We start from the raw sequence: 23,872 nt of genomic DNA on the forward strand, positions 1-23,872 counted from the left end.
ATGGACTTCGAGCTCGACCGCGATCGTGAGCGGCGCACCGGCGTGCCGGAGGCGGTGTTCTGCACCCACAAGAGCGCGGCGCAGGTCAACGCCATCCTTGCGGCGGCGCGCGCCGAGGGCCGGCGCCTGCTGCTGACGCGCCTTGATGCCGTCGCGCATGCCGCCCTGGCGGCGGCGGACCTCGACTACGATCCGCTGTCGGGCACGGCAGTGCTGGGGCCGCCGGTCGCGCTGGCGCCGGCCGGCGTCGGCATCGTCGCCGCCGGCACCTCGGATCTGCCGGTGGCGCGCGAGGCGGCGCGGGCGCTGGCGTTCAGCGGCATCGATGCCGCCATCATCGCCGATGTCGGCGTCGCCGGCCTGTGGCGCCTGACCAGCCGCCTGGACGAGCTGCGCCGCTTCAAGGTGGTGATCGCGGTGGCCGGCATGGAAGGTGCGCTGTTCAGCGTCCTGGCCGGCCTGATCGCCGCGCCGGTGATCGCGGTGCCGACCTCGGTCGGCTATGGCGTGGCGCAGGGCGGCATGACGGCGCTGCATGCGGCGCTGGCCAGCTGCGCGCCCGGCGTCGTGGTGGTCAACATCGACAACGGCTTCGGCGCCGCCGCCGCCGCCATCAAGATGCTGAACGCCGCGGCGGCTTCCATGCCAGGAACGCCGGGCAACCTATCCTTCGGGGGGATCGCGCGATGATGAAGTTCGGCGTCGGCCAGCCGGTGCGGCGGTTCGAGGACACACGGCTGCTGCGGGGCAAGGGCCGCTTCCAGGACGACATCCATCTGCCGGGGCAGCTCTACACGGTCTTCGTGCGCTCGCAGCATGCCCATGCCCGCATCCGTTCGATCGACACCGCGGCCGCCCAGGCGATACCCGGCGTCGTCGCCATCTACACCGGCGCCGACTACGCGGCCGACGGGCTGGGCATGCCCAAGGCGACCATGCCGCGCAAGAAGGCCGACGGATCACCAATGTTCGCGCCGCAGCGGCCGGCGCTGGTCGTCGACCGCGCACGCTATGTCGGCGATCCACTGGCAATGGTCATCGCCCAGACGCTGGCGCAGGCGAAGGACGCGGCCGAGCTGGTGGCGGTCGACTACGAGGCGCTGCCGTCGGTCACGTCGACGGCGCTGGCGGCGCAGCCCGATGCGCCGCGCGTGTGGGACGAGAACCCCGACAACATCTCGCACACCTACGAGCGCGGCGACCGCGCCGCCACCGAGGCGGCCTTTGCGCGCGCCCACCGTATCGTGCGCCGGCGCTACGTGATCAGCCGCGTGCATGCGCAGTACATGGAGCCGCGCGGCGCGCTGGGCACCTACGACGCGGGCGAGGACCGCCTGACGCTCTACGCCGACGTGAACTACCCCCACCGCGTGCGCAACATGCTGGCCAACCAGGTGTTCAAGGTGCCGGAAAGCAAGGTGCGGGTGGTCAGCCAGGACGTCGGCGGCGGCTTCGGGCTCAAGGGCTGGCAATATGTCGAGCACCGCCTGACCTTGTGGGCGGCGCGCAAGCTGGAACGCCCGGTGCGCTGGACCTGCGAGCGCTCCGAGACGCTGATGGCCGACGAGCACGGCCGCGACAACATCGGCGATATCGAGCTGGCGCTGGACGCGGACGGCACCATCATCGGCCTGCGGCTGGCCATGCTGGCCAATATCGGCGCCTATATCGGCTCGGACCGCCAGCTGCTGACGCCGTTCGGCATGATCGGCACGGTGGTCGGCGTCTACCGCATCCCCGCCGCCTATGTCCGCATCGATGCGGTGCTGTCGAACACCAACCCGACGGCGCCTTATCGCGGCGCCGGACGGCCGGAGGCGATCTATCTCATCGAGCGCGCCATGGAAGCGGCGGCGGCCGAGATGGGCATCGATCCCATCGCGCTGCGCCGGCGCAACATCATCCCGCCGGCGATGATGCCGTACAAGAACCCGCTCGGTCCGCTCTACGACTGCGGCGCGTTCGAGAAGAACATGGACATGGCGCTGCAGGCCGCCGACCAGGCCGGCTTCGCGGCCCGGCGCGCTGAGGCCGCGCGGCGCGGCCGGTTGCGCGGCTTCGGCCTCGCCAACGCCATCGAGCAGGCGGCCGGCCCGCAACCCGAGTACGCCGAGATCCGCTTCAATCCCGGCGGCACGGCGATGCTGATGCTGGGCACCAAGACGCACGGGCAGGGGCATGAGACGGCGTTCAAGCAGATCCTGCACGAGCGGCTGGGCATCGATCCGCGCGACGTGCAGTACATCGAGGGCGACACCGACCGGGTCGCCTTCGGCATGGGCTCGGCCGGCTCGCGCTCGATGGTGATCGGCGGCGCGGCGCTGGTGCTGGCGTCGGACAAGATCGTGGCCAAGGGCAAGACCATCGCGGCCCACATGCTGGAGGCCGCGGTCGCCGACATCGTCTTCGCCGAGAACAAGTTCACGGTCGCCGGCACCGACCGCGCCGTCAGCCTCAAGCAGGTGGCGATGGCGGCGTTCCAGCCGGCCCGCCTGCCGACGGGCACCGAGCCCGGCTTCTACGAGCACGCCACGTTCTCGCCCACGCACGACACCTATCCCAACAGCTGCCATGTCTGCGAGGTCGAGGTCGACCCCGAGACCGGGAATGTGCAGCTGATGTCCTATGCCGTGGTCGACGATGTCGGCACGGTCATCAACCCGCTGACGCTGAAGGGCCAGATCCATGGCGGCGTCGCGCAGGGCGTCGGCCAGGTGCTGATGGAGCAGGTGGTCTTCGATCCCGACTCGGGACAGCTGCTCACCGGCAGCTTCATGGACTACGCCATGCCGCGCGCCGACACGATGTGCGACATCGCCGTGACCAGCCAGCCGGTGCCGACCAGGCACAACCCGCTGGGCGCCAAGGGCGCGGGCGAGGCGGGCTGCGTCGGCGCCCTGCCGGCGGTGATGATCGCGGTCATGAACGCGCTGGCGCCGCTGGGGGTGACCGAGCTCGACATGCCGGCCACGGGCGACCGGGTCTGGCAGGCGATCCGGGCGGCGCGGGCGGGCGCCGCGCCGCCGGCATGACGGGCTGACGCCAGCGCGGTATGATCCATCCAAAGGGCGCCGTTCCAGAGCGCCCCGGGAGGAGCGACCATGGCGCGCATGCTTTGCTGTGCGGCCGCGGTGCTTGGGCTCATCGCCATGGCGGCGGGTTCGGCGAGCGGCAAGGAGTATGGTCCCGGCGTCAGCGATACCGAGATCAAGATCGGCCAGACGGCGCCGCTGAGCGGTCCCGGCTCCGCCTTCAGCGTCTTTCCCAAGGCCGCGTCGGCCTATTTCCGCATGCTCAACGAGCAGGGCGGCGTCAACGGCCGCAAGATCAACCTGATCATCGCCGATGACGGCTACAGCCCGCCCAAGACGGTCGACCAGACGCGGCGGCTGGTGGAGGACGAGAACGTCTTCGCCGTGTTCATGGCCGTGGGCACCGCCAACAGCATCGCGGTGCGCAAGTACATGAACCTCAGGAAGGTGCCGCAGCTCTTCGTGACCAGCGGCGCCTCGGCCTTCGGCAACTACAAGGAGTATCCCTGGTCGATCGGCTGGGGGCCGACCTTCATGATCGAGGGCACGGCGTTCGCGACCTACATCCTGAAGCACACGCCCAACGCCAGGATCGCGCTGCTCTACCAGAACGACGACTTCGGCAAGGAGTACCTGATGGGCCTGCAGAAGGGCCTGGGCGATCGGGCCGGCAGCATGATCATCAAGACGCAGTCCTATGAGCTCACGGATCCGACCATCGATTCGCAGATCATCGCGCTCAAGGCATCCGGCGCCGACACGCTGGTCCTGGCCACGACGCCCAAGTTCGGCGCCCAGGCCATCCGCCAGGTGAGCGATATCGGCTGGAAGCCGGCGACCTACATGTCCTACGCGTCGGCGTCGGTGACGCAGGTGATGCAGCCGGCCGGAGTCGAGCGCGGCATCGGCGTGGTCTCGTCGGTGTTCCACAAGGATCCGTCCGATCCGCTGTGGCACGACGACAAGGGCTACAAGGACTGGATCGCCTTCATGGACAAGTACTATCCCGAGGGCAGCAAGGTCGATGTGCTGAATGTCGTCGGCTACAACATGGCCATGACCCTGGTGCAGGTGCTGCGCCAGTGCGGCGACATCCTGACGCGCGAGAACGTCATGCGCGAGGCGGCGCGGCTGGACGTGCAGCTGCCGATGGTCGTCGATGGCATCCGGGTGCGGACCAGCCCCACCAACTTCTATCCGATCCGCTCGCTGCGGCTGGCGCGCTTCGACGGCAAGTCGTTCCGCCTGTTCGGCGAGATGGTGAGCGTGCCGGAGGACAAGTAGAACGCAACCGGCCGCGCGGCGGTGCCGCGCGGCCGGCAATCACACTGCCGTAGGATCGGCCGGCGCTACATCGGCGACTGCACCACGCATGGCGCGTTGTCGACGAAGGTGGTGACCGGCGGGCCGCTGACGGTGGCGCCGACCCGGTCGCCGGGTCCGACACCGCGCATCAGCACGATGACATCGGCCGTGACGCGTTCGCCATTGCGGAAGGTGCACATGACCTGCGGGTCGAGCACGCGCGGGCTGTTGTTGGCCAGCGTCAGCATCAGCTGCCAGCGGCCGCCGGGCTGCGGCGTCAGCGACGCCACGTTGATCGCCACGAGCGGGATGGTCGAGCCGGGGCCGGCGGTGATGGGAACGGTGCCGACCCGGTTCAGCGGTGGTGTCACCTGGCCGATATGCTCGACCGGCACCTGCTGGGCATAGGGATCAAACGCGCGGTCGCTGGCTGGCACCGGCGCCTGGGCATAGGCGACGCCTGCGCTCAGGGCGGCGATTGCGATACCAGCGGTAGTCAATAGACGAATCATCGGACCCTCTCTCCCGAACGAACGGCGCCTGGCGCCGAACAACGGCCTTGGCCCATCGCCGCGATGACCGGCGGGACCTGTTGAATGACCCCGTGGCGCTGGTGCCAACCGGGGCGTGCATAGCGTGACATGTCGCGCTCTGTTTATTCAAGCGGTGACAATACCCGGCACGGGGTGCTGTCGACGAAGTCGGTGACCGGCGGGCCGGCAACGTCCGTGGCGACCTTCTCGCCTGGCCGTATGTCGCGCATCAGCACTGCGACGTCGCCGACATGGCGGTTGCCGTTGCGGAAGGTGCAGAGGACCCGCGCACTGATGTCGCGTGCGCTGTTGTTGGCCAGCGTCAGCGTCAGCATCCAGCGATCGCCCGGCACCGGCCGCAGCGACGTCGCGTCCAGCGACACGACCGGGACGCTGGAACCCGGGCCGGACCGGACGGGCACGATGCCGACCCGGCGCAGCGGCGGCACGACCAGCCCGAGGTTGTTCGGCGCCACGTGCTGCGCGCCGGGATCGAATGCCCGATCCTCCGGTGGCACCGGGACCTGATCCTTGCCCACGGTCGCCGGATCCGGCAGGCGGGGAGCGGGAGCGGGAGGCGGTGCCGCCTTCGGGCGAGGGGCGCCGAGGCGGTCGTAGCAGATCAATCGTGCTGCCGGGTCGGCGATATCGGCACAGTTCTGCGCATAGGCCGCGCCGGCGGCGCCCATGACCATCAGAACAGCACCTGTTTTCTTTAGGATCCGCATCTCGAGCCTTCCCGTTAGGACATTGACAACGCGGTAGCCGGGGGCGGGGTTCCGTATCGCGGACCTGGCGCGCCGCATGCATAGCTCAGCGGCGCGGATGGCCTACCAGGCCTGTGAACAGCGGTTTATCGTTGCTACGACGAGACATGAGGAGATTGCCTGATGGCGAAGACCGCCACCGCAGCCGAGGTTCTGGCGCCGGACGCGCCGGCGCTGAAGGTCGGCCAGGAGCGTCCGGTCGACGCGACCTATGACGGGCAGAAGGCACCGGCGATGAAGCCGCGGGATGCGGCCACGCTGATCATCGTGCGCAAGCCGCAGAACCCCGACGGCATGCCCGAGGTGCTGCTGGGCTGCCGCGACGCCGGCCATGCCTTCATGCCCAACCGCTATGTGTTCCCCGGCGGCCGGGTCGATCCAGCCGACGCGCGGGTGCCGGTGGCGACGCCGCTGCGCTCGGAGGTCGATGAGCGCCTGCGCCGGGCGGCAAGCGCGCAGAAGGCGCGCGCGCTGGCCATCGCCGCCATCCGCGAGACGTTCGAGGAGACCGGCCTGATCATCGGCGAGCCGTGGGACGGCAAGGCCGGCGAGGTCGCGGGTCACTGGCACGGCTTCCTGGACCAGGGTCTGGCGCCGGCTCTGCACCACCTCGACTACATCGCGCGCGCCGTGACGCCGCCGGGGCGGCCGCGCCGGTTCAACGCCCGCTTCCTGATGACCGATGCCGAGGTGCTGAAGGGCTCGATCAAGGACAGCAGCGAGCTGGGCGACATCCGTTGGGTGAGGCTGGACGAGGCGCAGAAGCTGCCGCTGCCGACCATCACAGGCCTGATCCTGGGCGAGGTCGGCCGCCTGCTGCGCGAGCCGCCGATCTCGGGCGTGCCGCGCAAGATCCCGCTGTTCAAGACCGTCCACCGCAAGCACATGCTGCTGGAGGAATAGCGCCGCGGCACCTTCCCTGCGAGCAGGTAAGGGAATACAACGCCGCCGATGCCGCCCGCCCCGAATTCGGTCCTGTTGTTGACCCTGCCGCCGATTCTGGGTGGCGTCACGTCCCAAGGACGGCTGGTCGCCGACCTGCTGCAGCGGGAGGGCCACGACGTCACGATCGCCTGGCGTGCGTACTATCAGGACCAGCCCGAGCTGTCGGCGCCAAGCTGGACAGTGCCGGTCGGCCGCAGGCCTGCGGCCCGCGATGTGTCCGGCTGGCCGTGGCGGCGGGTGGCGGTAGGAACCTGGCTGCCCGAGCTCGAATGGGCGCATCACCAGCCATGGGCGCCGTGGCGGGTGCTGCTGGAGAGCCATGCCCGTCACGTCGTGGTGTCGGGCAACAACCTCGCCGGATGGGGACCGACGTCCCTGGGCCTGCCCTCGCTGCAGTGGATCGCGACGCCGTACATGGCCGATCGCATCGATCGCACCCGGAAGTGGCCGGCGTGGCGGCGCACCTACGATTCGGTGCTCAATGCCTGGATGGGCCGCGCGCATGAGCGGCGCAGCCTGGAGCAGGCCGACACGGTCGCGATCAGCCGCTACACGCTCGACGGTCTGGCGGCGTTGACGCCCAAGGCGCGGCTGTTCGGCGTGGTGCCGATCCCGGTCGACACCGGCCGGTTCACGCCTGACGGACGCGAGCGCGGCCCCAAGCGCACGCTCCGTATCGGGTTCAACGGGCGCATCGATGATCCGCGCAAGAACATGGAGCTCCTGGTCCAGGCCGTCGCGCTGGCCGCCAATGTCTGCCCCGATATCGAGCTGCATGTTCGTGGCCCGCTCGGGCGGGAAGACTTCATCACGCGCTATGGCGCGGCAGGCATTGCCGAGCGCCTGGTGGTCGGACCGCCCGTGAAGCACGACGAGTTTCCGGACTGGTACCGGTCGCTGGACATCTTCGCGATACCCTCGCACCAGGAGGGCCTGTCGATCGTCGGCACCGAGGCCATGGCCAGCGGCTGCGCCGTGTTGTCGACGCGCTGCGGCGGGCCGCAGGATTTCGTGCTCGACGGCGAGACCGGTCTGTTGTCCGGCTTCGCGCCGCGCGAATTCGCCGACCGGCTGATTGCTTTGCTGAGTGACGCGGCCCTGCGCCGGCGCCTCGCCGATTCAGGCGTGGCGCTGATCCGTGAACGCTACGCGCAGGCGACCTTCGAGCAGCGCTACATGGAAGCGTTCACCCGCACGTTCGGCGGGTGAGCGCGCCGGCCGCGCGTCACGCCGCCTTGAATCGCGAGGCCACTGTCGGTGGTCCGTCGCTCTGGACCCGGCCGTCGGCGACGAACTGGATCAGGTGGGCCAGGACCGAGCGGCCGGCTGCAGGGTGCAGGATCGCCGGCACGTCCTTGTACATGCGGCCCACCATCGCCGGCACGGTGTCCAGCCCGTCGCGCAGGCAGCCCAGGATCTGCCGCTCGCGCTCGATCCGGTGATCGATATAGGCCTGCACGAACGGCCGCGGGTCGCGGATCTCGGCCCCATGGGTCGGGATGTAGATGCTCTCCGGGCGCGGCAGCAGCTTGCGCAGCGACTCGAAATAGGACCGCATGTTGCCGTCGGGCGGCGAGATCACGGCCGTCGACCAGCCCATCACATGGTCGCCGCTCAGCAGCACGTTGTCCTCGCGCAGGGCAAAGCAGAGGTGGTTGGAGATGTGCCCGGGCGTGTGGACGGCCTCGACGGTCCAGTCCTTGCCGTTGACGACCTCGCCATCGCGCAGCGTGACGTCGGGCGTGAAGCCATGATCGCCGCCCTGCTCGGTGGCCACGCCTTCCGGCGGCTTGGGATGCGGCCCGAACGCATAGACCGTTGCGCCCGTCGCCGCCTTCAGCGCCGCCGTTGCCGGCGAATGGTCGACATGCGTGTGCGTCACCAGGATGTGGGTCACGGTCTCGCCGCGCACGGCATTGAGAACCGCATCGACATGGTCCTGCATCTCGGGGCCCGGATCGACGATGGCGACGTTGCCGTGGCCGATGGCATAGGTGCCGGTGCCTTTGAAGGTGAAGGCATTGGGATTGTGGGCAACGATGCGCCGCACGTTGGGCGTCACCGTTTTCGGCGCGCCGTACTGGAAGTCGAATTCCTTGATGAAGGGAATGGCCATGGCTGGTGCTCCGAACGCCACTCAGTGCTGCGGGATCAGCTTGTAGATGGCATTGCGCTTGTCGGATGTCACGTAGACGGTGCCCGACCGGCCGACCGCGACGCCGGTCACGACATAGGCCGGCGGCAGGCCCGGTGTCGGCTTCAGCCCCATCCTGATGTTGCGCGCCACTTCGGTGCGGGAGCCGTCCTTGGGATCGATGGCCAGCACCATCTCGGTGCCGACCTCGGCGACATAGAGCCGGCCGTCGGGGCCGAGCGCGATGCCTTCCGGCCCCTTGAGGTTGTCGGCCACGATGATGCGCGCGCCGGTGCCCAGATCGATACGCACGATCGTGCCGGTGGCATTCTCGGTGACGTAGACGATATTGTCGGGGCCTTCGGCCATCGCTGTCGGCGCCGCCATGTCCTTGGCCAGCACGGTGCGCTCCTGGCCCTGCTCGCCGGTGACCTTCACCAGGTTGCCGCCCGCCTCGATCACGAAGAGCTCGCCTTTCGCCGTCTCGATGGCGTCCATCGGCGCCTTGAAGTCATGCAGGATCTGGACGCTCTTGCCGGTGACCCTGTCGACACGCTGCACGGTATTGGTGAACCAGCTCGCCAGTATCACATGTCTGGCGTTGACCGAGGCACCCAGCGGGTACTCCAGGGCATCACCGTGCATGCGCAGCCGGGTGTCGATCGCGCCCGTCGCGCCGTCGATGGTGCGATAGGAGAACACGTCGGCCAGGTGCAGGGTCTCCTTGCCGCCTTCGCTGAAGACCGCGACCCCGCTGGGAATGGCCAGCTTGCCTTCGACGACAGTGCGATACGATCCGGTCGTGGTGTCGACCAGGTAGATGCCGTTGTCGACCATGCTGGTCACGAACACGCGGTCGCGACCGTCGATCGCAAGATTGTCCAGCCCGGGCTTCAGGGTCGCGACCAAGGTCTTGTCGCCGCTGGCGGCATTGACCTGCACGATCTGGCCCAGGGCCGTGTCGACCACGAAAAGGTTGCCGCGGCGGTCGAAGTTGACCGCAGCCGGTGTCTTGAAGCCGTCGGCCACCACCGTCATGGTGGCCTTGTCGACGTCGACGCGGACCACCTGGCCGCGGAACCACAGTGGTCCGTAGAGCTGGCCGTCAGGGCCGAAGTCGAAGCCGTTCAGGCCGCCCATATCGCTCATGATCGGCTTGCGCTGGCCATCGCCGTAGTTGATCGGCTTGAAGTCCGGCCGGTCGACGTTCTTCAGCTCCTTGATATCGATCTCCCACAGCGCGTCGCCCAGGAAGACCTGGGTTGCGAACAGGCGCGGCTCCTTGTCCTTCTCGACCTTGAAGGCGAGCGAGTTGATGCCGGGCAGGCCGGTGGCGATCGCGCGTGCTTCCTTCTGGCCTGGCCGCTGCACATAGATCGTGCCGGTGAGGAAGGCCGTCCAGGCCATGGTGCCATCGGGCGCGATGGCGATGTCGTCGGCCATGCCGGCCGGCGCGTCGACCACGATGTCGACATCGCCGCTGTCCACGTTGACGCGGTAGATCGTCTGGCCCACCACGCTGCCGGCGAAGAGCTGGTCGTCCTTGTTGAAGGCCAGGCCGTGCACGCCATGGAAATAGGAGCCCGGCACCAGGATCTGCTGAACGAACGACTTGGGCGGTGGCATCGGCTGCGTCGGTGCCGGCGTGGCGCCGGCCGAGGCCGATCCCGGCGCCTTCGGCGCGGGAGCCTTCGGTGCCTGCGCGAGCGCCGGTGCGGCGATCAGCGCCAACGCCGCGGCGCCTGCCAGAGAACGAAGAACAGTCGAGAAACGAGGCATGCGCGGCGACCTCTGCGCAGCGAAAGGGGAGGGCGGCCGGACTGTAGACTGTCGTTCCGCCGGGTGGAAGCGTTGCGACATCATGGCCGCAGCAGGCTTTCCAAGGCCGCGCCATCGGCTAACATCCGCCTGCTTCGAGATCAGCAGGACGCAAGGAGACGACCATGTCCGGACCGCTCACGGGTTTCACATTGATCGAGGTGGCGGGTATCGGCCCGGGGCCGATGGCGGCCATGATGCTGGGTGACATGGGGGCCAATGTCATCCGCGTCGATCGCACCAAGGCGCACGTCATGGATCGTTTCGCGGATCAGAAATTCAATGTGCATGGCCGCAGCCGGCGCTCGATCTCGGTCGACCTGCAGAAGCCGGAGGGCGCCGAGGTGGTGCTGCGTCTGTGCGCCAAGGCCGACGGGTTGATGGAGCCGTTCCGCCCCGGTGTCGCCGAGCGCCTGGGCATCGGCCCCGAGGTGTGCCTCAAGCGCAATCCCAAGCTGGTCTATGGCCGCATGACGGGCTGGGGCCAGAGCGGTCCGCTGGCCAAGGCGGCCGGCCATGACCAGAACTACATCGCGCTCACCGGCGCGCTGCATGCCATCGGCCGCAAGGGCCAGAAGCCGGTGCCGCCGCTGAACCTCGTGGGCGATTTCGGCGGCGGCGGCATGCTGCTGGCCTTCGGCATGGTGTGCGGCCTGCTCGAGGCGCAGAAGTCGGGCAAGGGCCAGGTGGTCGACGCCGCCATGGTCGATGGCGCGGCGCTGCTGCTGGGCGCGCTCTATGGCATGAACGGCGCCGGCCTCTGGAACGACAAGGAGCGTGAGGTCAACATGCTCGATGGCGGCGCGCACTTCTATGACACCTACGAGACCAAGGACGGCAAGTACGTCTCGATCGGCTCGATCGAGCCGCAGTTCTACGAGCTGCTGCTGGAGAAGACCGGCCTGAAGGGGCAGGAGCTGCCGGCGCAGCACGACCGTGCGGCCTGGCCGCAGATGAAGTCGCGGCTGGAGGCGATCTTCAAGACCAAGACGCGCGACGAGTGGTGCGCGATCATGGAGGGCAGCGACATCTGCTTCGCGCCGGTGCTGACGATGAGCGAGGCGCCGCATCATCCGGCGGCCAAGGCGCGCAACGCCTATGTCGATGTCGCCGGCTTCATGCAGCCGGCGCCGGCGCCGCGCTTCAGCCGCACCAAGGAGGAAGTGCAGGGCGCCGCCCCCAAGCGCGGCGGCGACACCGACGCGGTGCTGGCCGAGCACGGCTTCTCGTCGGCCGAGATCGCCGAGCTGACCAAGGCGGGGATCATCGGCGCGCAGGGGTGACGCTGCGGCGCACCGTGCGAGCGGCCACGCGTATCGACGACGTGGCCGCACGTAGCCGCAAGCACGCCAGCCGGCCGCAGATCGCCGCCTCACGGGCGCACGCATGGCGCTGACCTTCACCCGGCGCACCATCAGGCTCTTCACGCGTGTCGGGCTGGTGGTGGCGCTGGCGGCTTGGCCGGTCGTCTGGGGCACGTCACACTATCTCTTCGTGACTCGCACCGCCTTCCTGGAGCGCATGCGCAGCGAAGGCATTGTGGTCGACGCGCGCCCCGTCGCGATCGACGGCACGCTCGGATGGCAGCGGCGCGACTTCCACTACGACGTCACGTACCGTTTCGAGGACAAGCAAGGACGCGCCTTCACGGGCAAGGACTCAGTGACGGTGTCGCCCAACAGCGCCGCGCGCAACGCGTTCGAAGCGCTGCGCGATCCGCGGAACCCGGGCGCGTTCCGGCCGGACGCGCGCGTGCCGGTGGTATACCTGCCGGATGATCCGCGTGTGAGTGGCCTGAAGCTGCGGTTCGACATTGCCCGCGTGCCGGAAGGCTCGTGGGGATTCATGGCCGGCTTCGCCTCGGCCGTGCTTCTCGGTGCGCTGGTGATTGGCATCGGCACGCTGATGGAGAAGCGCTTCCGCCCTGAGTGACTGGCTACATCGGCACCGTGGTTGGGCCTGGCGCCGTTGCTGTTCGTCGCTTCCAGCAATGCGATACTGCCTGGGCTTGGCGCTTGACATCGGGCCGTGATCGAGTCCGCACATCTTGTTGCATACGAAAATTTCTTCGCGATCGCTCTTGATCCAATCGCAGCAGCGCGTCCTAATTGCAGCAATCAAGAGCGCGGTTGCACCGCGCGAGGAAACGGCCAGGGGGCAGGCATGGACACCCAGGCGGATCGCGCAACCACCGCGCATAGGTCGGCTCGCGATGAACGGCGCGTGGTGCGGCCTCCCATCGATCTGGGTGAGCAGAGGTATCGTGTGGAGCGGCAGATCGGATACCTGCTGCGGCGCGCGCATCAGCGCGCGTCGGCGATCTTCCAGGAACAGATCGGCGATCCCAACATCACGCCCACGCAGTTCTCCAGCCTGGTGAAGCTGCACGAGGATGGCGAGGTCTCGCAGAACCAGCTCGGCCGCCTCGTCGGCATGGACAAGGCCACCACCCAGGGCGTGATGCGGCGCCTGAAGACGCGCAACCTGGTTTCGGCGCGCGCCGATCCCGGCGACGCGCGGCGCACATTGCTGCGCCTCACCGCCGAGGGCGACCGGCTGGTGCAGCGGCTGATCATCGCCGGTCCGCGCGTCACCACCGAGACTCTGAAGCCGCTCAACCCGGACGAGCAACGCCAGCTGGTCAACCTGCTGGCGCGCATCGCCTGAAGCAGGTCTCAAGATCCCGCTTCTGGGCAAGCCTCCTGTCTTCCCAAGCACCATCGCGGCGTTCTAGAATCGCCTGATTGTTCGCTTACGAACAATATCGCTGCGGGCGCGCCATGGGTCTCTATCTGCGTCCCCAAACCGTCGAGGAAGCCGTCGCGGCGCTGGCCGCGCACGCCCCGGCAGTGCTGGCGGGCGGCACCGATTTCTATCCGGCCCGTGTCGGGCGGGCGCCGGACGACGACGTGCTCGACATCACGGCCATCGACGGCCTGCGTGGCATCGATGACGATGGCGACTACTGGCGCATCGGCGCCGCGACCACATGGCGCGACATCATCGACGCTCCCCTGCCGCCGCTGCTCGACGGCTTGAAGCTGGCGGCGCGCGAGATCGGCGGTGCCCAGATCCAGAATGCCGGGACCGTGGCCGGCAATCTGTGCAACGCCTCGCCGGCTGCCGACGGCGTGCCGGCGCTGCTGGCCCTGGACGCGCAGGTCATCCTGCAAAGCGCCACGGCGGCGCGCGTGCTGCCGCTGGCGAAGTTCATCATCGGCAACCGGCGCACGGCCCTGCGCACCGGCGAGATCATGACCGCGATCCTGGTGCCGAAGCGGTCATCGCGCGCCGTCGGCGATTTCCTGAAGCTAGGCGCGCGGCGCTACCTGGTGATCTCCATCGCCATGGTGGCAGGCGTGATGGATGTCGATGACGACGGCCGCATCACGTCGGCTGCAATCGCGGTCGGCGCATGCGCTGAGGTCGCGCGGCGCCTGCCGGCGCTGGAGCAGGCGCTGCTGGGCCGGCGGGCCGACGGCGCGCTTCAGGACATCGTCGCCGAGCCGCAATTCGCGCCGTTGCAGCCGATCGACGATGTCCGCGGCAGCGCCGCCTATCGGCTCGCCGCCGCCGCGACGTTGACCCGGCGCCTGCTGGTGACGCTGAGCCGCAAGGCCGCAGGACCCCACGCATGACACCGCATGATGCCGCCATTCGCCATGATTCGGCGCCGGACCTCGCGGCCGCATCGGGCGTGCGGTTCACGGTCAACGGCGCATCGGTTGCTGTCGTCGCCCCGCCGCTCAAGCGTCTGGCGCAGGTGCTGCGCGACGATCTTGGTCTGACCGGCACCAAGGTCGGGTGCGATGCCGGTGATTGCGGCGCCTGCACCGTGCTGCTCGATGGCCGGCAGGTCTGCGCCTGCCTGACGCCGCTGGGGCAGGCCGAAGGCCGCAGCGTCGAGACCGTCGAGGGGCTGGCGGCGGGCGATGGCGCCCTGTCCCGCCTGCAGCAAGCCTTTCTCGCTCACGGCGCCGCGCAGTGCGGCGCCTGCACGCCGGGCATGCTGGTGTCGGCTACCGACCTGCTGCGCCGCTGCAGCGCGCCCTCCCGCCAGGACGTTCTGGACGCGATCGGCGGCACGCTGTGCCGATGCACCGGCTATCAGAAGATCGTCGATGCGGTGCTCGCCGCGGCCGACGCGCCCGCGGCATCGGCATCGCCGCCGGCCGGTGCCGCCGTCGGCGCGCGCGTCAGGCGCGTCGACGGCGTGCCGCGCGTGGATGGCACGGCGTCCTACGGCGCCGACGCGGTTCCTGCCGATGCCCTGTGGCTGCGCGTCGTGCGTTCGCCCCATGCGCATGCGCGCTTCACGGTGGGCGATCTCACGCCGCTGCGGCAAGCGCATCCTGGCCTGGTGCGGGTTCTGTGCGCTGGCGACGTGCCGTTCAACGGCTTCGGCATCTACCCCGACATCAAGGACCAGCCGGTCCTGGCCGACGGCCTGGTGCGGTATCGTGGCGAGGCCGTGCTGGCTCTCGTCGGCACGCGCGAGGCGGTGCTGCGCCTGCGCGACGATGCGCTGCCGATCACCTGGACGCCGCTGCCGCCGATCGTCGATATCGACGCAGCCCGCGCCGACGGCGCGGCGCTGGTGCAGGCGGCCAAGCCGGGCAACCTGCTGATCGACGGCGGCGTGCGCCGTGGCGATATGGCTGCGGCATTCCGGCAGGCTGCGGCCGTGGCCGAGGTGGTGGTCGAGACGCCTTTCGTCGAGCACGCCTATATCGAGCCCGAAGCTGGCTGGGCGCGCCGGGTAGACGATCGGCTGGAGATCACCGTCACCACGCAGACGCCCTACATGGACCGTGACGAGGTCGCCAGCGTCATGCGGCTGCAGCCGACGCAGGTGCGGATCATCCCGACGGCCTGCGGCGGCGGCTTCGGCGGCAAGCTCGACCAGTCGGTCCAGCCGCTGGTGGCGCTCGCGGCCTGGCTGCTCGACCGGCCGGTCGCCTGTGTCTACACCCGGCCCGAGAGCATGGCCGCGACCACCAAGCGCCATCCGGCCCATATCCGGGCGCGGTTCGCCGCGACCGCGCAAGGACTTCTGGCGGGCTGCGAGGTGGATGCCGCCTTCGACACCGGTGCCTATGCCTCGTGGGGGCCGACCGTGGCCAATCGCGTGCCGGTGCATGCCATGGGCCCGTACGGCGTGCCCGCCGTCCGCACCTGGGGCGCGGCGATCTTCACCCACAATCCGCCATCCGGCGCCTTCCGTGGCTTCGGCGTGCCGCAGGCGGCGATCGCGCATGAAGCGGCCATGGATTCGCTGGCCGATCAGCTCGGCATCGACCGGCTCGAGTTCCGGCATCGCAACGCGCTGCGTGTCGGCGATGCGACCGCGACCGGCCAGGTGCTGACCCATTCCACCGGGCTCGCCGCCTGCCTCGACGCGCTGCGGCCGGGCTGGTCCCGGGCGCATGAAGCGGCGGCGCGGTTCAACGCCGAGGCCCAGGCGCAGGGCACGCATCGCCGTCGCGGCGTGGGCATCGGCTGCATGTGGTACGGCATCGGCAACACGTCGATGTCGAACCCGTCGACCATGCGTGTCGGCCTGGGCCGCGACGGCACGCTGACGCTCTATAGCGGCGCCGTCGACATCGGGCAGGGCAGCAACACCATCATGACCCAGATCGCCGCCGATGCGCTGGGCGTGGAGATGAACCGCTTCCGCCTGGTTGCCGGCGACACCGATCGCACCGCCGATGCCGGCAAGACTTCGGCCTCGCGCCAGACCTTCGTGTCGGGCAAGGCTGCCGAGTTGGCCGGCGCCGATCTGCGCCGCCAGATCCTGCGCCTCACCAATGCCGGCGCCGAGGCGACGCTGGCGCTGGACGGCGCGGTGCTCACCGTCCGGGACGGCGGCACGGTGCGGCGCATCGACCTTGCCGGCCTGCCCGTCATTGCCGGAGACGACGTGCTGGTCGGCGTCGGCACGTTCGACCCGCCCACCACGCCGCTGGATGCCGATGGGCAAGGCGTGCCCTATGCCAGCTACGCCTTTGCCGCGCAGATGGCCGAGGTCGAGGTCGACATCGAGCTCGGCACCACCCGGGTGCTGCGCATCGTGGCGGCGCACGATGTCGGACGCGCCATCAATCCGATGCAGGTCGAAGGGCAGATCGAGGGCGGCATCGCGCAGGGCCTGGGGCTGGCGCTGATGGAGGAATATCTGCCCGGCCGCACCGAGAACCTGCACGACTATCTCATCCCCACCGCCGGCGACATGCCGGTCATCGAGACGATCCTGGTCGAAGACCGCGATCCGCTGGGGCCGTCCGGCGCCAAGGGCGTCGGCGAGCCCGGCCTGGTGCCCACCGCGCCGGCGATCCTGGGCGCGATCGATCATGCCGTCGGCGTGCGCCTGGCCCGCGTGCCGGTGCTGCCGCACCGGCTGTTGGCAGCGCTGAGGGGGAAGGAGGGACGATGACGGGGGCAAGGATCCCTTCCCCGCTTGCGGGGAAGGTGGCCGAAGGCCGGATGGGGAGCCGACGTGGTCTCGATAACAAAGATCACGTCGTGTCCCCTCCGGCCCTCCGGGCCACCTCCCCACTGCGTGGGGAGGAACACAAATGACCGACGACATCACCCTCTCCAAGGCCGAGGTCGAGGCCGGCATCGTGCGCTGCGATGCCTGTCCCGTGCTGTGCCGCATACGGCCTGGCCGCGCCGGCGCCTGCGACCGCTATACCAACGACGCCGGCACGCTGGTGCGCGTCGATCCGCTGGTGCTGCTGGAGCGCAGCGAGGCGCCGCGCGTGCCGTTCGCGCAGGGAGACGAGGCCTGGGACGGCACATTGGGGCGCGGCGCGTTCGTGACCGGCATCGGCGCCACCACCACCTATCCCGACTACAAGCCGGCGCCCTTCATCGTCGCCAGCCGCGCCGACGACATCGACATGGTCACGGTCGTGACTGAGGGCATCTTCAGCTACTGCGGTGTGAAGGTGAAGATCGACACCGATCGCTTCCTGGGCCCCGAGCAGGCGGCGGTGCGGGTGAAGGGCGAGCAGGTGGGCCATGTCACTACGGCCGAGTATGGCTCGCAGATGCTGTCGCTGGGCGGCGTGCGGCACCTCACGGGCGGCAGCAAGAAGGAGGGCGTGGCGACCTGCGATGCGCTGCTGGCGCTGTGCAACCGCGAGCCCGTCGCGCTGGCCATCGACGAGGGCGCCACGGTCGTCGTGCAGGCGGGCCGGGCGCCGATCGTCAACAATGCGCGCGAGGCGCGCATGCGCGTGGGCTGCGGCTCGGCCGCCATCGGCATGTTCGCGCCGCAATGGCACGGCCATGTCGACGAGGTGATCGTGGTCGACGACCACATCACGGGCGTGCTGAGCGAGCATCAGGGCGGGCGCTTCCTCGACATGAAGGCGGCCGGCATCCGCGTGCGCGGCCGCAAATCGACGCCGGGCCGCTATTTCCAGGTGGCCGAGCCGGGGCTGGGCTGGGGCGGCACCGACGTGAAGGATCCGCTGGAGATCATCGACCGCATCGACCCGCTTGTGGCGTGGCCCGGACTGAAGCTGCTGATGGTCTCGACCACCGGCGAGCATGCGGCGTGGTACGTGCTCGACGATGCGCTCAAGCCGGTCGAGGCCGACATGCCGGCGGCGGTGCGCAAGGTGGTCGAGCGCATCGCCGAGAACTGCGAGCCGGCGCTGTGCACGGTGATGTTCATGGCCGGCGCCGGCGGCTCGCTGCGCGCCGGCGTCACCGAGAACCCGGTGCGTCTCACGCGCTCGGTGAAGGATGCGCTGACCCGCGTCACCTGCGGCGGCGCGCCGGCCTATATCTGGCCCGGCGGCGGCATCACCCTGATGGTCGACGTCACGCGCATGCCCGAGAAGTCGTTCGGCTACGTGCCGACACCGGCGCTGGTGGCGCCGATCGAGTTCACCCTGCGCCGCGACGACTATGTGGCGCTGGGCGGCTACGCCGATCGCGCCGTTGCGCTGCAGGACGTGCTGAAGTCGAGCAAGCTCGAGACGCGCGCCTGGCCCGTGTCGCCGGCCGCCGGTGGCTGAGCCCGCGTGCCGCAGGGACCACAGGTCGCCCACTTGGCCGATGGCCGTCTGCACCTGCAGCACGGCCCCATCGACCTGATCATCCAGGCGTGGGGAGCGGCAGACGAGGTCGATGCCGCTTATCGCCAGGCCATCGCACGCTTCGCCGACGTGCTGGAGGCCCTGGTGCGCGAGCTTGCGATCCTGCGCGCGCCTGTTGGCGATGCGTTTCCGATGGTGGCCGACCCCGTCGCGCGACGCATGGCGGAGGCGGTGTGGCCGTATCGTGACGTCTATATCACCCCGATGGCCGCGGTCGCCGGCGCGGTCGCCGACGAGATGCTGGCGGCCATGGTGCAGGGCCGCGACCTCGCCAAGGCCTATGTGAACAACGGCGGCGATATCGCCTTCCATCTGGCGCAGGGCGAAAGCCTGAGTACGGCCGTGGTGGCCAACATCGCGGTGCCGTCGCGCGATGCCGTCGCCACCTTGGCCGCGGACATGCCGGTGCGCGGTCTTGCCACGTCGGGCTGGCGTGGACGATCGTTCTCGCTGGGCATCGCCGACTCGGCGACGATCCTGGCCGGAACGGCTGCGGTTGCCGACGCCGCCGCGACGATCGTGGGCAACGCGATCCTGGTCGATCACCCGGCGGTCGAGCGTCGGCCCGCGTCATCGCTGCGCGACGATACCGACCTGGGTGCGCTGCTGGTGACGACAGCGGTCGGGCCATTGCCGGCGCACGCCGTCGCGGCGGCGCTCGACGCCGGTGCGGCCCAGGCGCGCCGGCTGCAGGCACGTGGCCTGATCGTCGGTGCCGCGCTCAGCCTGCAGGGCGCATGGCGTCTGGTGACGCCGGAGGGGCCTCGGTAGAGATCGTCCATCGAGCCGGTGTGGTGAGCGTGGAGCAGGAACCGCCTGAGCCGCAGCAAGCAGAGCCCGGTCGGGTGTGGCGCTACACGCCGGCCGGCTTGCGCGGCGGCCACATGCGGGCAAGATCGCCGGTAGGGTTGCTGAAGGTCGCGAATTCGCTGATGCCGCGCGTCTGGTGGAAGTGCGCCAGCGCCCAGACCACGGTCGGGAAGGCCAGGTTCTCCCAAGGGATCTCGTCCCAGCGGAACAAGCCGACCTCGGCGCTTTCCGGTCCGCACGCGATGTCGGGCGAGGCCAGCCGCGCGCGGTACATGATCTGCACCTGGCCGATGCGCGCGATGCTGTAGACCGCCAGCAGCCGGTCGATCTCGATCGTGGCACAGGCTTCCTCGATGGCTTCGCGCTGCGCGGCCTGCTCCGCGGTCTCGCCGATCTCCATGTAGCCGGCCGGCAACGTCCAGTATCCCTTGCGCGGCTCGATGGCGCGCCGCGCCAGCAGGATCTTGTCCTCCCAGGTCACGACCGAGCCGGCCACGATCTTGGGATTCTGGTAGAGCACGAACTGGCAGTCGTCGCACACCAGCCGCTCGCGGTTGTCGCCGTCGGGCACGCGCTTCTTGAAGTTGTCGGGCGGATCCCACGGCAGGCGCGGCGGCGGACGCTCAACTTCGCTCATCGGACTCCTCCGGCGCTGGAACCTGCAAGCCGCGCCGACACTACGCCGCCCGGACCAGGGCCGCCACGCCGGGCAGCTCCTTGCCTTCCATCCATTCCAGGAATGCGCCGCCGGCGGTCGACACGTAGCTGAACTTGTCCTCGACGCCGGCATGGGCCAGCGCCGCCACCGTATCGCCGCCGCCGGCCACCGACAGCAGCTTGCCGGCGCCGGTGAGGGAGGCGGCCTCGCGCGCGATCGCGACCGTTCCGGCGTCGAACGGCGCCACCTCGAACGCGCCCAGCGGTCCGTTCCAGACCAGGGTGGCGCACTCCGCCAGGTCCGACTTCAGCATCGCGATCGACTTGGGGCCGATATCGAGGATCATCTGGTCGTCGGGCACGGCAGCGATATCGACGGTGAGGCTGGCGGCGCCGGCCTTGAACGCGCCCGCGACGACGGCGTCGACCGGCAGCAGCACCTTGCACTTGGCCGCCGCGGCCTTGGCCAGGATGTCGCGCGCGGTGCCGGCGAGGTCCTTCTCGCACAGCGATTTACCGACGTTGATCCCCTGCGCATGCAGGAAGGTGTTGGCCATGCCGCCGCCGATCACCAGCCGATCGACCTTGCCGACAAGGTTGCCCAGCAGCTCCAGCTTGGTCGACACCTTGGCGCCGCCGACCAGCGCCGCCACCGGCCGCCGCGGCGTGCCCAGGGCCTTGTCGAGCGCGACCAGCTCGGCCTGCATCAGCCGGCCGGCCACGGCCGGCATGCGGTTGGCGATGCCTTCGGTCGAGGCGTGCGCCCGGTGCGCGCAGGAGAAGGCGTCGTTGACGTAGATGTCGCCCAGGGCCGCGAGCTGGTCGATGAACCCGGTCTCGTTCTTCTCTTCCTCCTTGTGGAACCGCAGGTTCTCCAGCAGCACGATGTCGCCGTTCTTCAGCGCCGCCACGGCCTGCTGGGCCAGCGGCCCGATGCAGTTCTCGGCGAAGGCGACGGGCTTCTTCAGCGTCGCCGCCAGCGGCTCCACCAGCGTCTTCAGCGACATCTCCGGCACCACCTTGCCGCCGGGCCGGCCGAAATGGCTCAGGACCACCACCTTGGCGCCCTTGTCTGCCAGCTCGGCGATGGTCGGCGCCACGCGTTCGATGCGCGTCATGTCGGTGACCTTGCCATCCTCCATCGGCACGTTCAGATCGACCCGGATCAGCACCCGCTTGCCAGCCGGCGCGATGTCGTCGAGAGTCTTGAAGGAGGGCATGAAAACCTCGCTGGAACGGACAGATGGCTCGATTGCCGCATGGCTAGCGGGCGCCGCTGCCGCGCGCAAGGGCATGCAGTGACGCGCTCAGGCGTCCTTCTTGCGGATCAGGAACACCAGCACGGCGCCCTCGCGGCCGGTGCCGACCAGCGTATGGCCGGTTTGCCGGCAGTAGGCCGGGAAATCAGCCTCGGCCGCCGGGTCCGTCGCCAGCACCTTCAGCGTCTGCCCGGGCGCCAGCTCGCGCAGCATGCGGTTGGCCCGCAGCACCGGCAGCGGGCACAAAAGCCCGCTGGCGTCGTAGGTCCGGTCAGCCACGAGCGAATCAGCCATGATCACCTGTCCTGGCCCTGATAATACTGCAGCGCCTCCGGCAGATGGCGGCGAATCTCGGCAATACGTGTTTCTTCCGCAGGGTGTGTCGACAAGAACTCGGGCGGGCGCCCGCCGCGGCTGTTGCTGGCGCTTCGCATCCGCTCCCACAGGCCCACGGCGGCGCGCGGATCGTACCCGGCGTGCGCGGCGAGGATCAATCCGACGCGATCCGCTTCGGATTCCTGGGTGCGCGAGAAGTTGAGGAGCACCAGGTTGCCGGCGATCGCCAGGCCCGCGCCGGCAGCCGCGCCGGAGGCGCGGTCGTCGCGCCCGCCGATGATTGCGCCCAGTATCGCGCCGCCGAGCGTCGATGCCGTCCCGACCGCCATCTGGTCGGCGATTCGCTCGCCATGATGCCGCATCAGCGCATGCGCCACCTCGTGACCCATCACGATCGCCAGCCCGTTCTCATCCTGGCTGACCGGGAACAGGCCGGTGTAGACCGCGATCTTGCCGCCGGGCAGGCAGTACGCGTTGACCACGCCGGGTTCGTCGATGACGTTGAACTCCCACTGGAAGCCGGGCGCCCGCCACAGGCCTTCGGGCGGCATTTCCGCGGCCTGGGCGATGCGCCGGCCGACACGCTCGACCAGCGCCTTGTGCTCGGTGTCATTCGAGAGCCGATGTTTCGACAGCTCGTCGCGGTAGAGCTGGCTCGCCTGCGCGCGCAGCTCCTGGTCGCCGATGGGCGCCAGACGGCTGCGTCCTGTGATCGGCGCCGACTCGCAAGCCGCCAGCGCCGCTGCGAGCACAGACAGTGCAACGACGGATCGTACGATACGCGCCACCGCGCTACTCCACTCCTGCTGCGTTTGCGGGCGTCCGGTCCTGGGTTATCTAGGGCGCGCACTGCGGCACTGCAACGCCGTGTCCGTCAGGCGCGCTCCAGCCCGCACCACTGGGCGATGAACAGCGCCGTGGCCTGCGTGATCTTGCGCACCGATTCGAGGTTCACCCGCTCGTCGAAGCCGTGGATGTCGTCGGATTGCGGGCCGTACACCAGGGCCGGGATGCCGGCGTAGAGGCCGAAGAAGCGGTTGTCGGCGGTGCCGGTCGAGGTGCGGTCCTGCAGCGCCTCGCCGAACACGCTCTGGTGCGACGCCGCCAGCACGGCGCGCACCTGCTCGTGGTTCTTGAGCACGAATGGCTCGGCCTGGAAGCCCTCCCAGGTCACTGTCGGCGGGGTATTGCCCAGGAACGGATCGTTGGCCGCGGCGCGGCGCACGCAGTCCTCGACCTCGCGCCGCGCCTCGGCCAGGGTCTGCGACGGCAGCACGCCCACGCGCATGTCGAAGGTGCACCACGCCGGCACCGAGCTTGCCCAGTCGCCGCCCTCGATGCGCCCGACATTGAAGTTCACCGGATGGTGATGGTCGTGGAAGTGCGGATCGTCGACCTTGCGCGCATTCCATTCCGTCTCCAGCCCGCGCAGCGCCTGGATCAGGCGATAGGCCGACTCGATGGCGTTCGAGCCGGCATCGGCCTTGTAGACGTGCACGGGATGGCCGGTGACCTTGACCTGGAACCACATCACGCCGACCTGGGCGATGGTCATGACGCCGCCCGACGGCTCGGGGATCAGTGCCGCGTCGGCCCGGTAGCCGCGCTGCAGGCAGGCCAGTGCGCCGTTGCCGGTGCATTCCTCCTCGACCACCGACTGCATGTAGACGTCGGCGGCCGGACGCCAGCCCAGGCGCCTGAGCGCGATCAGCGCGAAATGGTTGAGGATCAGGCCGGCCTTCATGTCGCCCGAGCCACGGCCGTGCATCCAGCCGTCCTTGATGCGCGGCTCGAACGGCGGCGCCGTCCACATGTCGTGCGGGCCTTCCGGCACCACGTCGATATGCCCGTTGAGGATCAGCGAGCGGCCCTTGGGGCTGTTGGGCCGCCAGGCGCCGACCACGTTCCAGGCGTCGTCGTAGTCGACATGCTTGGGCGAGTAGCCGGGCAGGTGCTTGATGTCGTCGATGCGGATCTGCCAGCGGTCGACGCCCAGCCCTTCCTCCTTGAAGAGCCGCGCCATCATGTCCTGCGCCGGCGCCTCCTTGTAGCGCACTGAGGGGATGCGCACGAGATCGGCCAGCACCGATGTCTGGCGGTCGAACGTCTCGTCGACCGCGGTCATGATCTGGGTGGTGAGCGTGGCGTCGAGCATGGTCAGC

21 protein-coding genes are annotated in these 23,872 nt (G+C 69.4%); 12 read left to right on the forward strand and 9 right to left on the reverse strand.

The features are described from left to right. From larB to FHP25_RS32075, 3 genes are all read left to right on the forward strand, one after another. Complete coding sequence (gene larB, locus FHP25_RS32065) at positions 1-690, forward strand: nickel pincer cofactor biosynthesis protein LarB (RefSeq protein ID WP_147851072.1); 690 nt, start codon at positions 1-3, stop codon at positions 688-690. Further along, positions 687-3,032 (forward strand): xanthine dehydrogenase family protein molybdopterin-binding subunit, encoded by a 2,346-nt coding sequence (locus tag FHP25_RS32070; protein ID WP_231712559.1) that lies wholly within the window; start codon positions 687-689, stop codon positions 3,030-3,032. Before larB ends, FHP25_RS32070 begins: the two co-directional genes overlap by 4 nt. A gap of 69 nt (positions 3,033-3,101) precedes the next feature. Further along, positions 3,102-4,316: an ABC transporter substrate-binding protein gene (locus FHP25_RS32075; protein ID WP_147851073.1), complete on the forward strand. Its 1,215-nt coding sequence runs from the start codon at positions 3,102-3,104 to the stop codon at positions 4,314-4,316. A 65-nt stretch (positions 4,317-4,381) separates the two neighbouring features. On the opposite strand, the gene FHP25_RS32080 is transcribed toward FHP25_RS32075, so the two are convergent. Both FHP25_RS32080 and FHP25_RS32085 read right to left on the reverse strand, forming a co-directional pair. Beyond that, a complete protein-coding gene (locus tag FHP25_RS32080) occupies positions 4,382-4,837 on the reverse strand; it encodes a hypothetical protein (RefSeq protein WP_178133941.1) in 456 nt (151 codons plus the stop codon). 155 nt (positions 4,838-4,992) lie between these two features. Continuing rightward, positions 4,993-5,565 carry a hypothetical protein gene (locus FHP25_RS32085; RefSeq protein ID WP_178133942.1) on the reverse strand — a complete coding sequence of 191 codons (573 nt, stop codon included), beginning with the start codon at positions 5,563-5,565 and terminating at the stop codon, positions 4,993-4,995. A 195-nt stretch (positions 5,566-5,760) separates the two neighbouring features. Between FHP25_RS32085 and FHP25_RS32090 the strand changes: the two genes are divergently transcribed. Next, positions 5,761-6,540: an NUDIX hydrolase gene (locus FHP25_RS32090; RefSeq protein ID WP_147851076.1), complete on the forward strand. Its 780-nt coding sequence runs from the start codon at positions 5,761-5,763 to the stop codon at positions 6,538-6,540. Between the two features lie 48 nt (positions 6,541-6,588). Further along, positions 6,589-7,791 carry a glycosyltransferase family 4 protein gene (locus FHP25_RS32095; protein WP_147851077.1) on the forward strand — a complete coding sequence of 401 codons (1,203 nt, stop codon included), beginning with the start codon at positions 6,589-6,591 and terminating at the stop codon, positions 7,789-7,791. A 16-nt stretch (positions 7,792-7,807) separates the two neighbouring features. On the opposite strand, the gene FHP25_RS32100 is transcribed toward FHP25_RS32095, so the two are convergent. Both FHP25_RS32100 and FHP25_RS32105 read right to left on the reverse strand, forming a co-directional pair. Next, a complete protein-coding gene (locus FHP25_RS32100) occupies positions 7,808-8,698 on the reverse strand; it encodes an MBL fold metallo-hydrolase (protein ID WP_147851078.1) in 891 nt (296 codons plus the stop codon). A 21-nt stretch (positions 8,699-8,719) separates the two neighbouring features. After that, entirely contained in the window at positions 8,720-10,447 is a 1,728-nt protein-coding gene (locus tag FHP25_RS32105) for an NHL repeat-containing protein (protein ID WP_178133943.1), read from the reverse strand. A 212-nt stretch (positions 10,448-10,659) separates the two neighbouring features. Here FHP25_RS32105 and FHP25_RS32110 point away from each other — a divergent pair, with 212 nt between their 5' ends. The 7 genes from FHP25_RS32110 to FHP25_RS32140 all read left to right on the forward strand — a co-directional run bounded on the left by FHP25_RS32110 (position 10,660) and on the right by FHP25_RS32140 (position 19,419). Beyond that, positions 10,660-11,817 (forward strand): CaiB/BaiF CoA transferase family protein, encoded by a 1,158-nt coding sequence (locus FHP25_RS32110; RefSeq protein WP_147851080.1) that lies wholly within the window; start codon positions 10,660-10,662, stop codon positions 11,815-11,817. A gap of 103 nt (positions 11,818-11,920) precedes the next feature. After that, positions 11,921-12,466, forward strand: coding sequence for a DUF3592 domain-containing protein (locus FHP25_RS32115; protein WP_147851081.1), 546 nt, complete (start codon positions 11,921-11,923; stop codon positions 12,464-12,466). A gap of 96 nt (positions 12,467-12,562) precedes the next feature. Beyond that, positions 12,563-13,201 (forward strand): MarR family winged helix-turn-helix transcriptional regulator, encoded by a 639-nt coding sequence (locus FHP25_RS32120; RefSeq protein WP_231712560.1) that lies wholly within the window; start codon positions 12,563-12,565, stop codon positions 13,199-13,201. A 113-nt stretch (positions 13,202-13,314) separates the two neighbouring features. Continuing rightward, a complete protein-coding gene (locus FHP25_RS32125) occupies positions 13,315-14,172 on the forward strand; it encodes an FAD binding domain-containing protein (RefSeq protein WP_147851082.1) in 858 nt (285 codons plus the stop codon). Beyond that, positions 14,169-16,970 (forward strand): molybdopterin-dependent oxidoreductase, encoded by a 2,802-nt coding sequence (locus tag FHP25_RS32130; protein WP_147851083.1) that lies wholly within the window; start codon positions 14,169-14,171, stop codon positions 16,968-16,970. The genes FHP25_RS32125 and FHP25_RS32130 overlap by 4 nt, the downstream gene beginning before the upstream one ends. 142 nt (positions 16,971-17,112) lie before the next feature. Beyond that, on the forward strand, positions 17,113-18,567 hold the full coding sequence (locus tag FHP25_RS32135) for a 6-hydroxynicotinate reductase (RefSeq protein ID WP_147851084.1): 1,455 nt from the start codon (positions 17,113-17,115) through the stop codon (positions 18,565-18,567). A gap of 6 nt (positions 18,568-18,573) precedes the next feature. Next, complete coding sequence (locus FHP25_RS32140; protein ID WP_147851085.1) at positions 18,574-19,419, forward strand: UPF0280 family protein; 846 nt, start codon at positions 18,574-18,576, stop codon at positions 19,417-19,419. An 82-nt stretch (positions 19,420-19,501) separates the two neighbouring features. Here the strand turns inward: FHP25_RS32140 and FHP25_RS32145 are convergent, their stop codons facing one another. The 5 genes from FHP25_RS32145 to FHP25_RS32165 form a co-directional block, all read right to left on the reverse strand. Next, positions 19,502-20,095 carry an NUDIX hydrolase gene (locus FHP25_RS32145; RefSeq protein WP_147851086.1) on the reverse strand — a complete coding sequence of 198 codons (594 nt, stop codon included), beginning with the start codon at positions 20,093-20,095 and terminating at the stop codon, positions 19,502-19,504. 40 nt (positions 20,096-20,135) lie between these two features. Further along, positions 20,136-21,335 carry a phosphoglycerate kinase gene (locus tag FHP25_RS32150; RefSeq protein WP_147851087.1) on the reverse strand — a complete coding sequence of 400 codons (1,200 nt, stop codon included), beginning with the start codon at positions 21,333-21,335 and terminating at the stop codon, positions 20,136-20,138. Positions 21,336-21,422: 87 nt separating this feature from the next. Next, positions 21,423-21,668 (reverse strand): sulfurtransferase TusA family protein, encoded by a 246-nt coding sequence (locus FHP25_RS32155; protein ID WP_147851088.1) that lies wholly within the window; start codon positions 21,666-21,668, stop codon positions 21,423-21,425. Between the two features lie 2 nt (positions 21,669-21,670). After that, on the reverse strand, positions 21,671-22,498 hold the full coding sequence (locus FHP25_RS32160) for a M48 family metallopeptidase (protein WP_147851089.1): 828 nt from the start codon (positions 22,496-22,498) through the stop codon (positions 21,671-21,673). An 86-nt stretch (positions 22,499-22,584) separates the two neighbouring features. Beyond that, positions 22,585-23,865 (reverse strand): ArgE/DapE family deacylase, encoded by a 1,281-nt coding sequence (locus FHP25_RS32165; RefSeq protein ID WP_147851090.1) that lies wholly within the window; start codon positions 23,863-23,865, stop codon positions 22,585-22,587. Between the last annotated feature and the right edge of the window lie 7 nt (positions 23,866-23,872).

The organism is Vineibacter terrae (assembly GCF_008039615.1).
Lineage (GTDB): Bacteria > Pseudomonadota > Alphaproteobacteria > Reyranellales > Reyranellaceae > Vineibacter > Vineibacter terrae.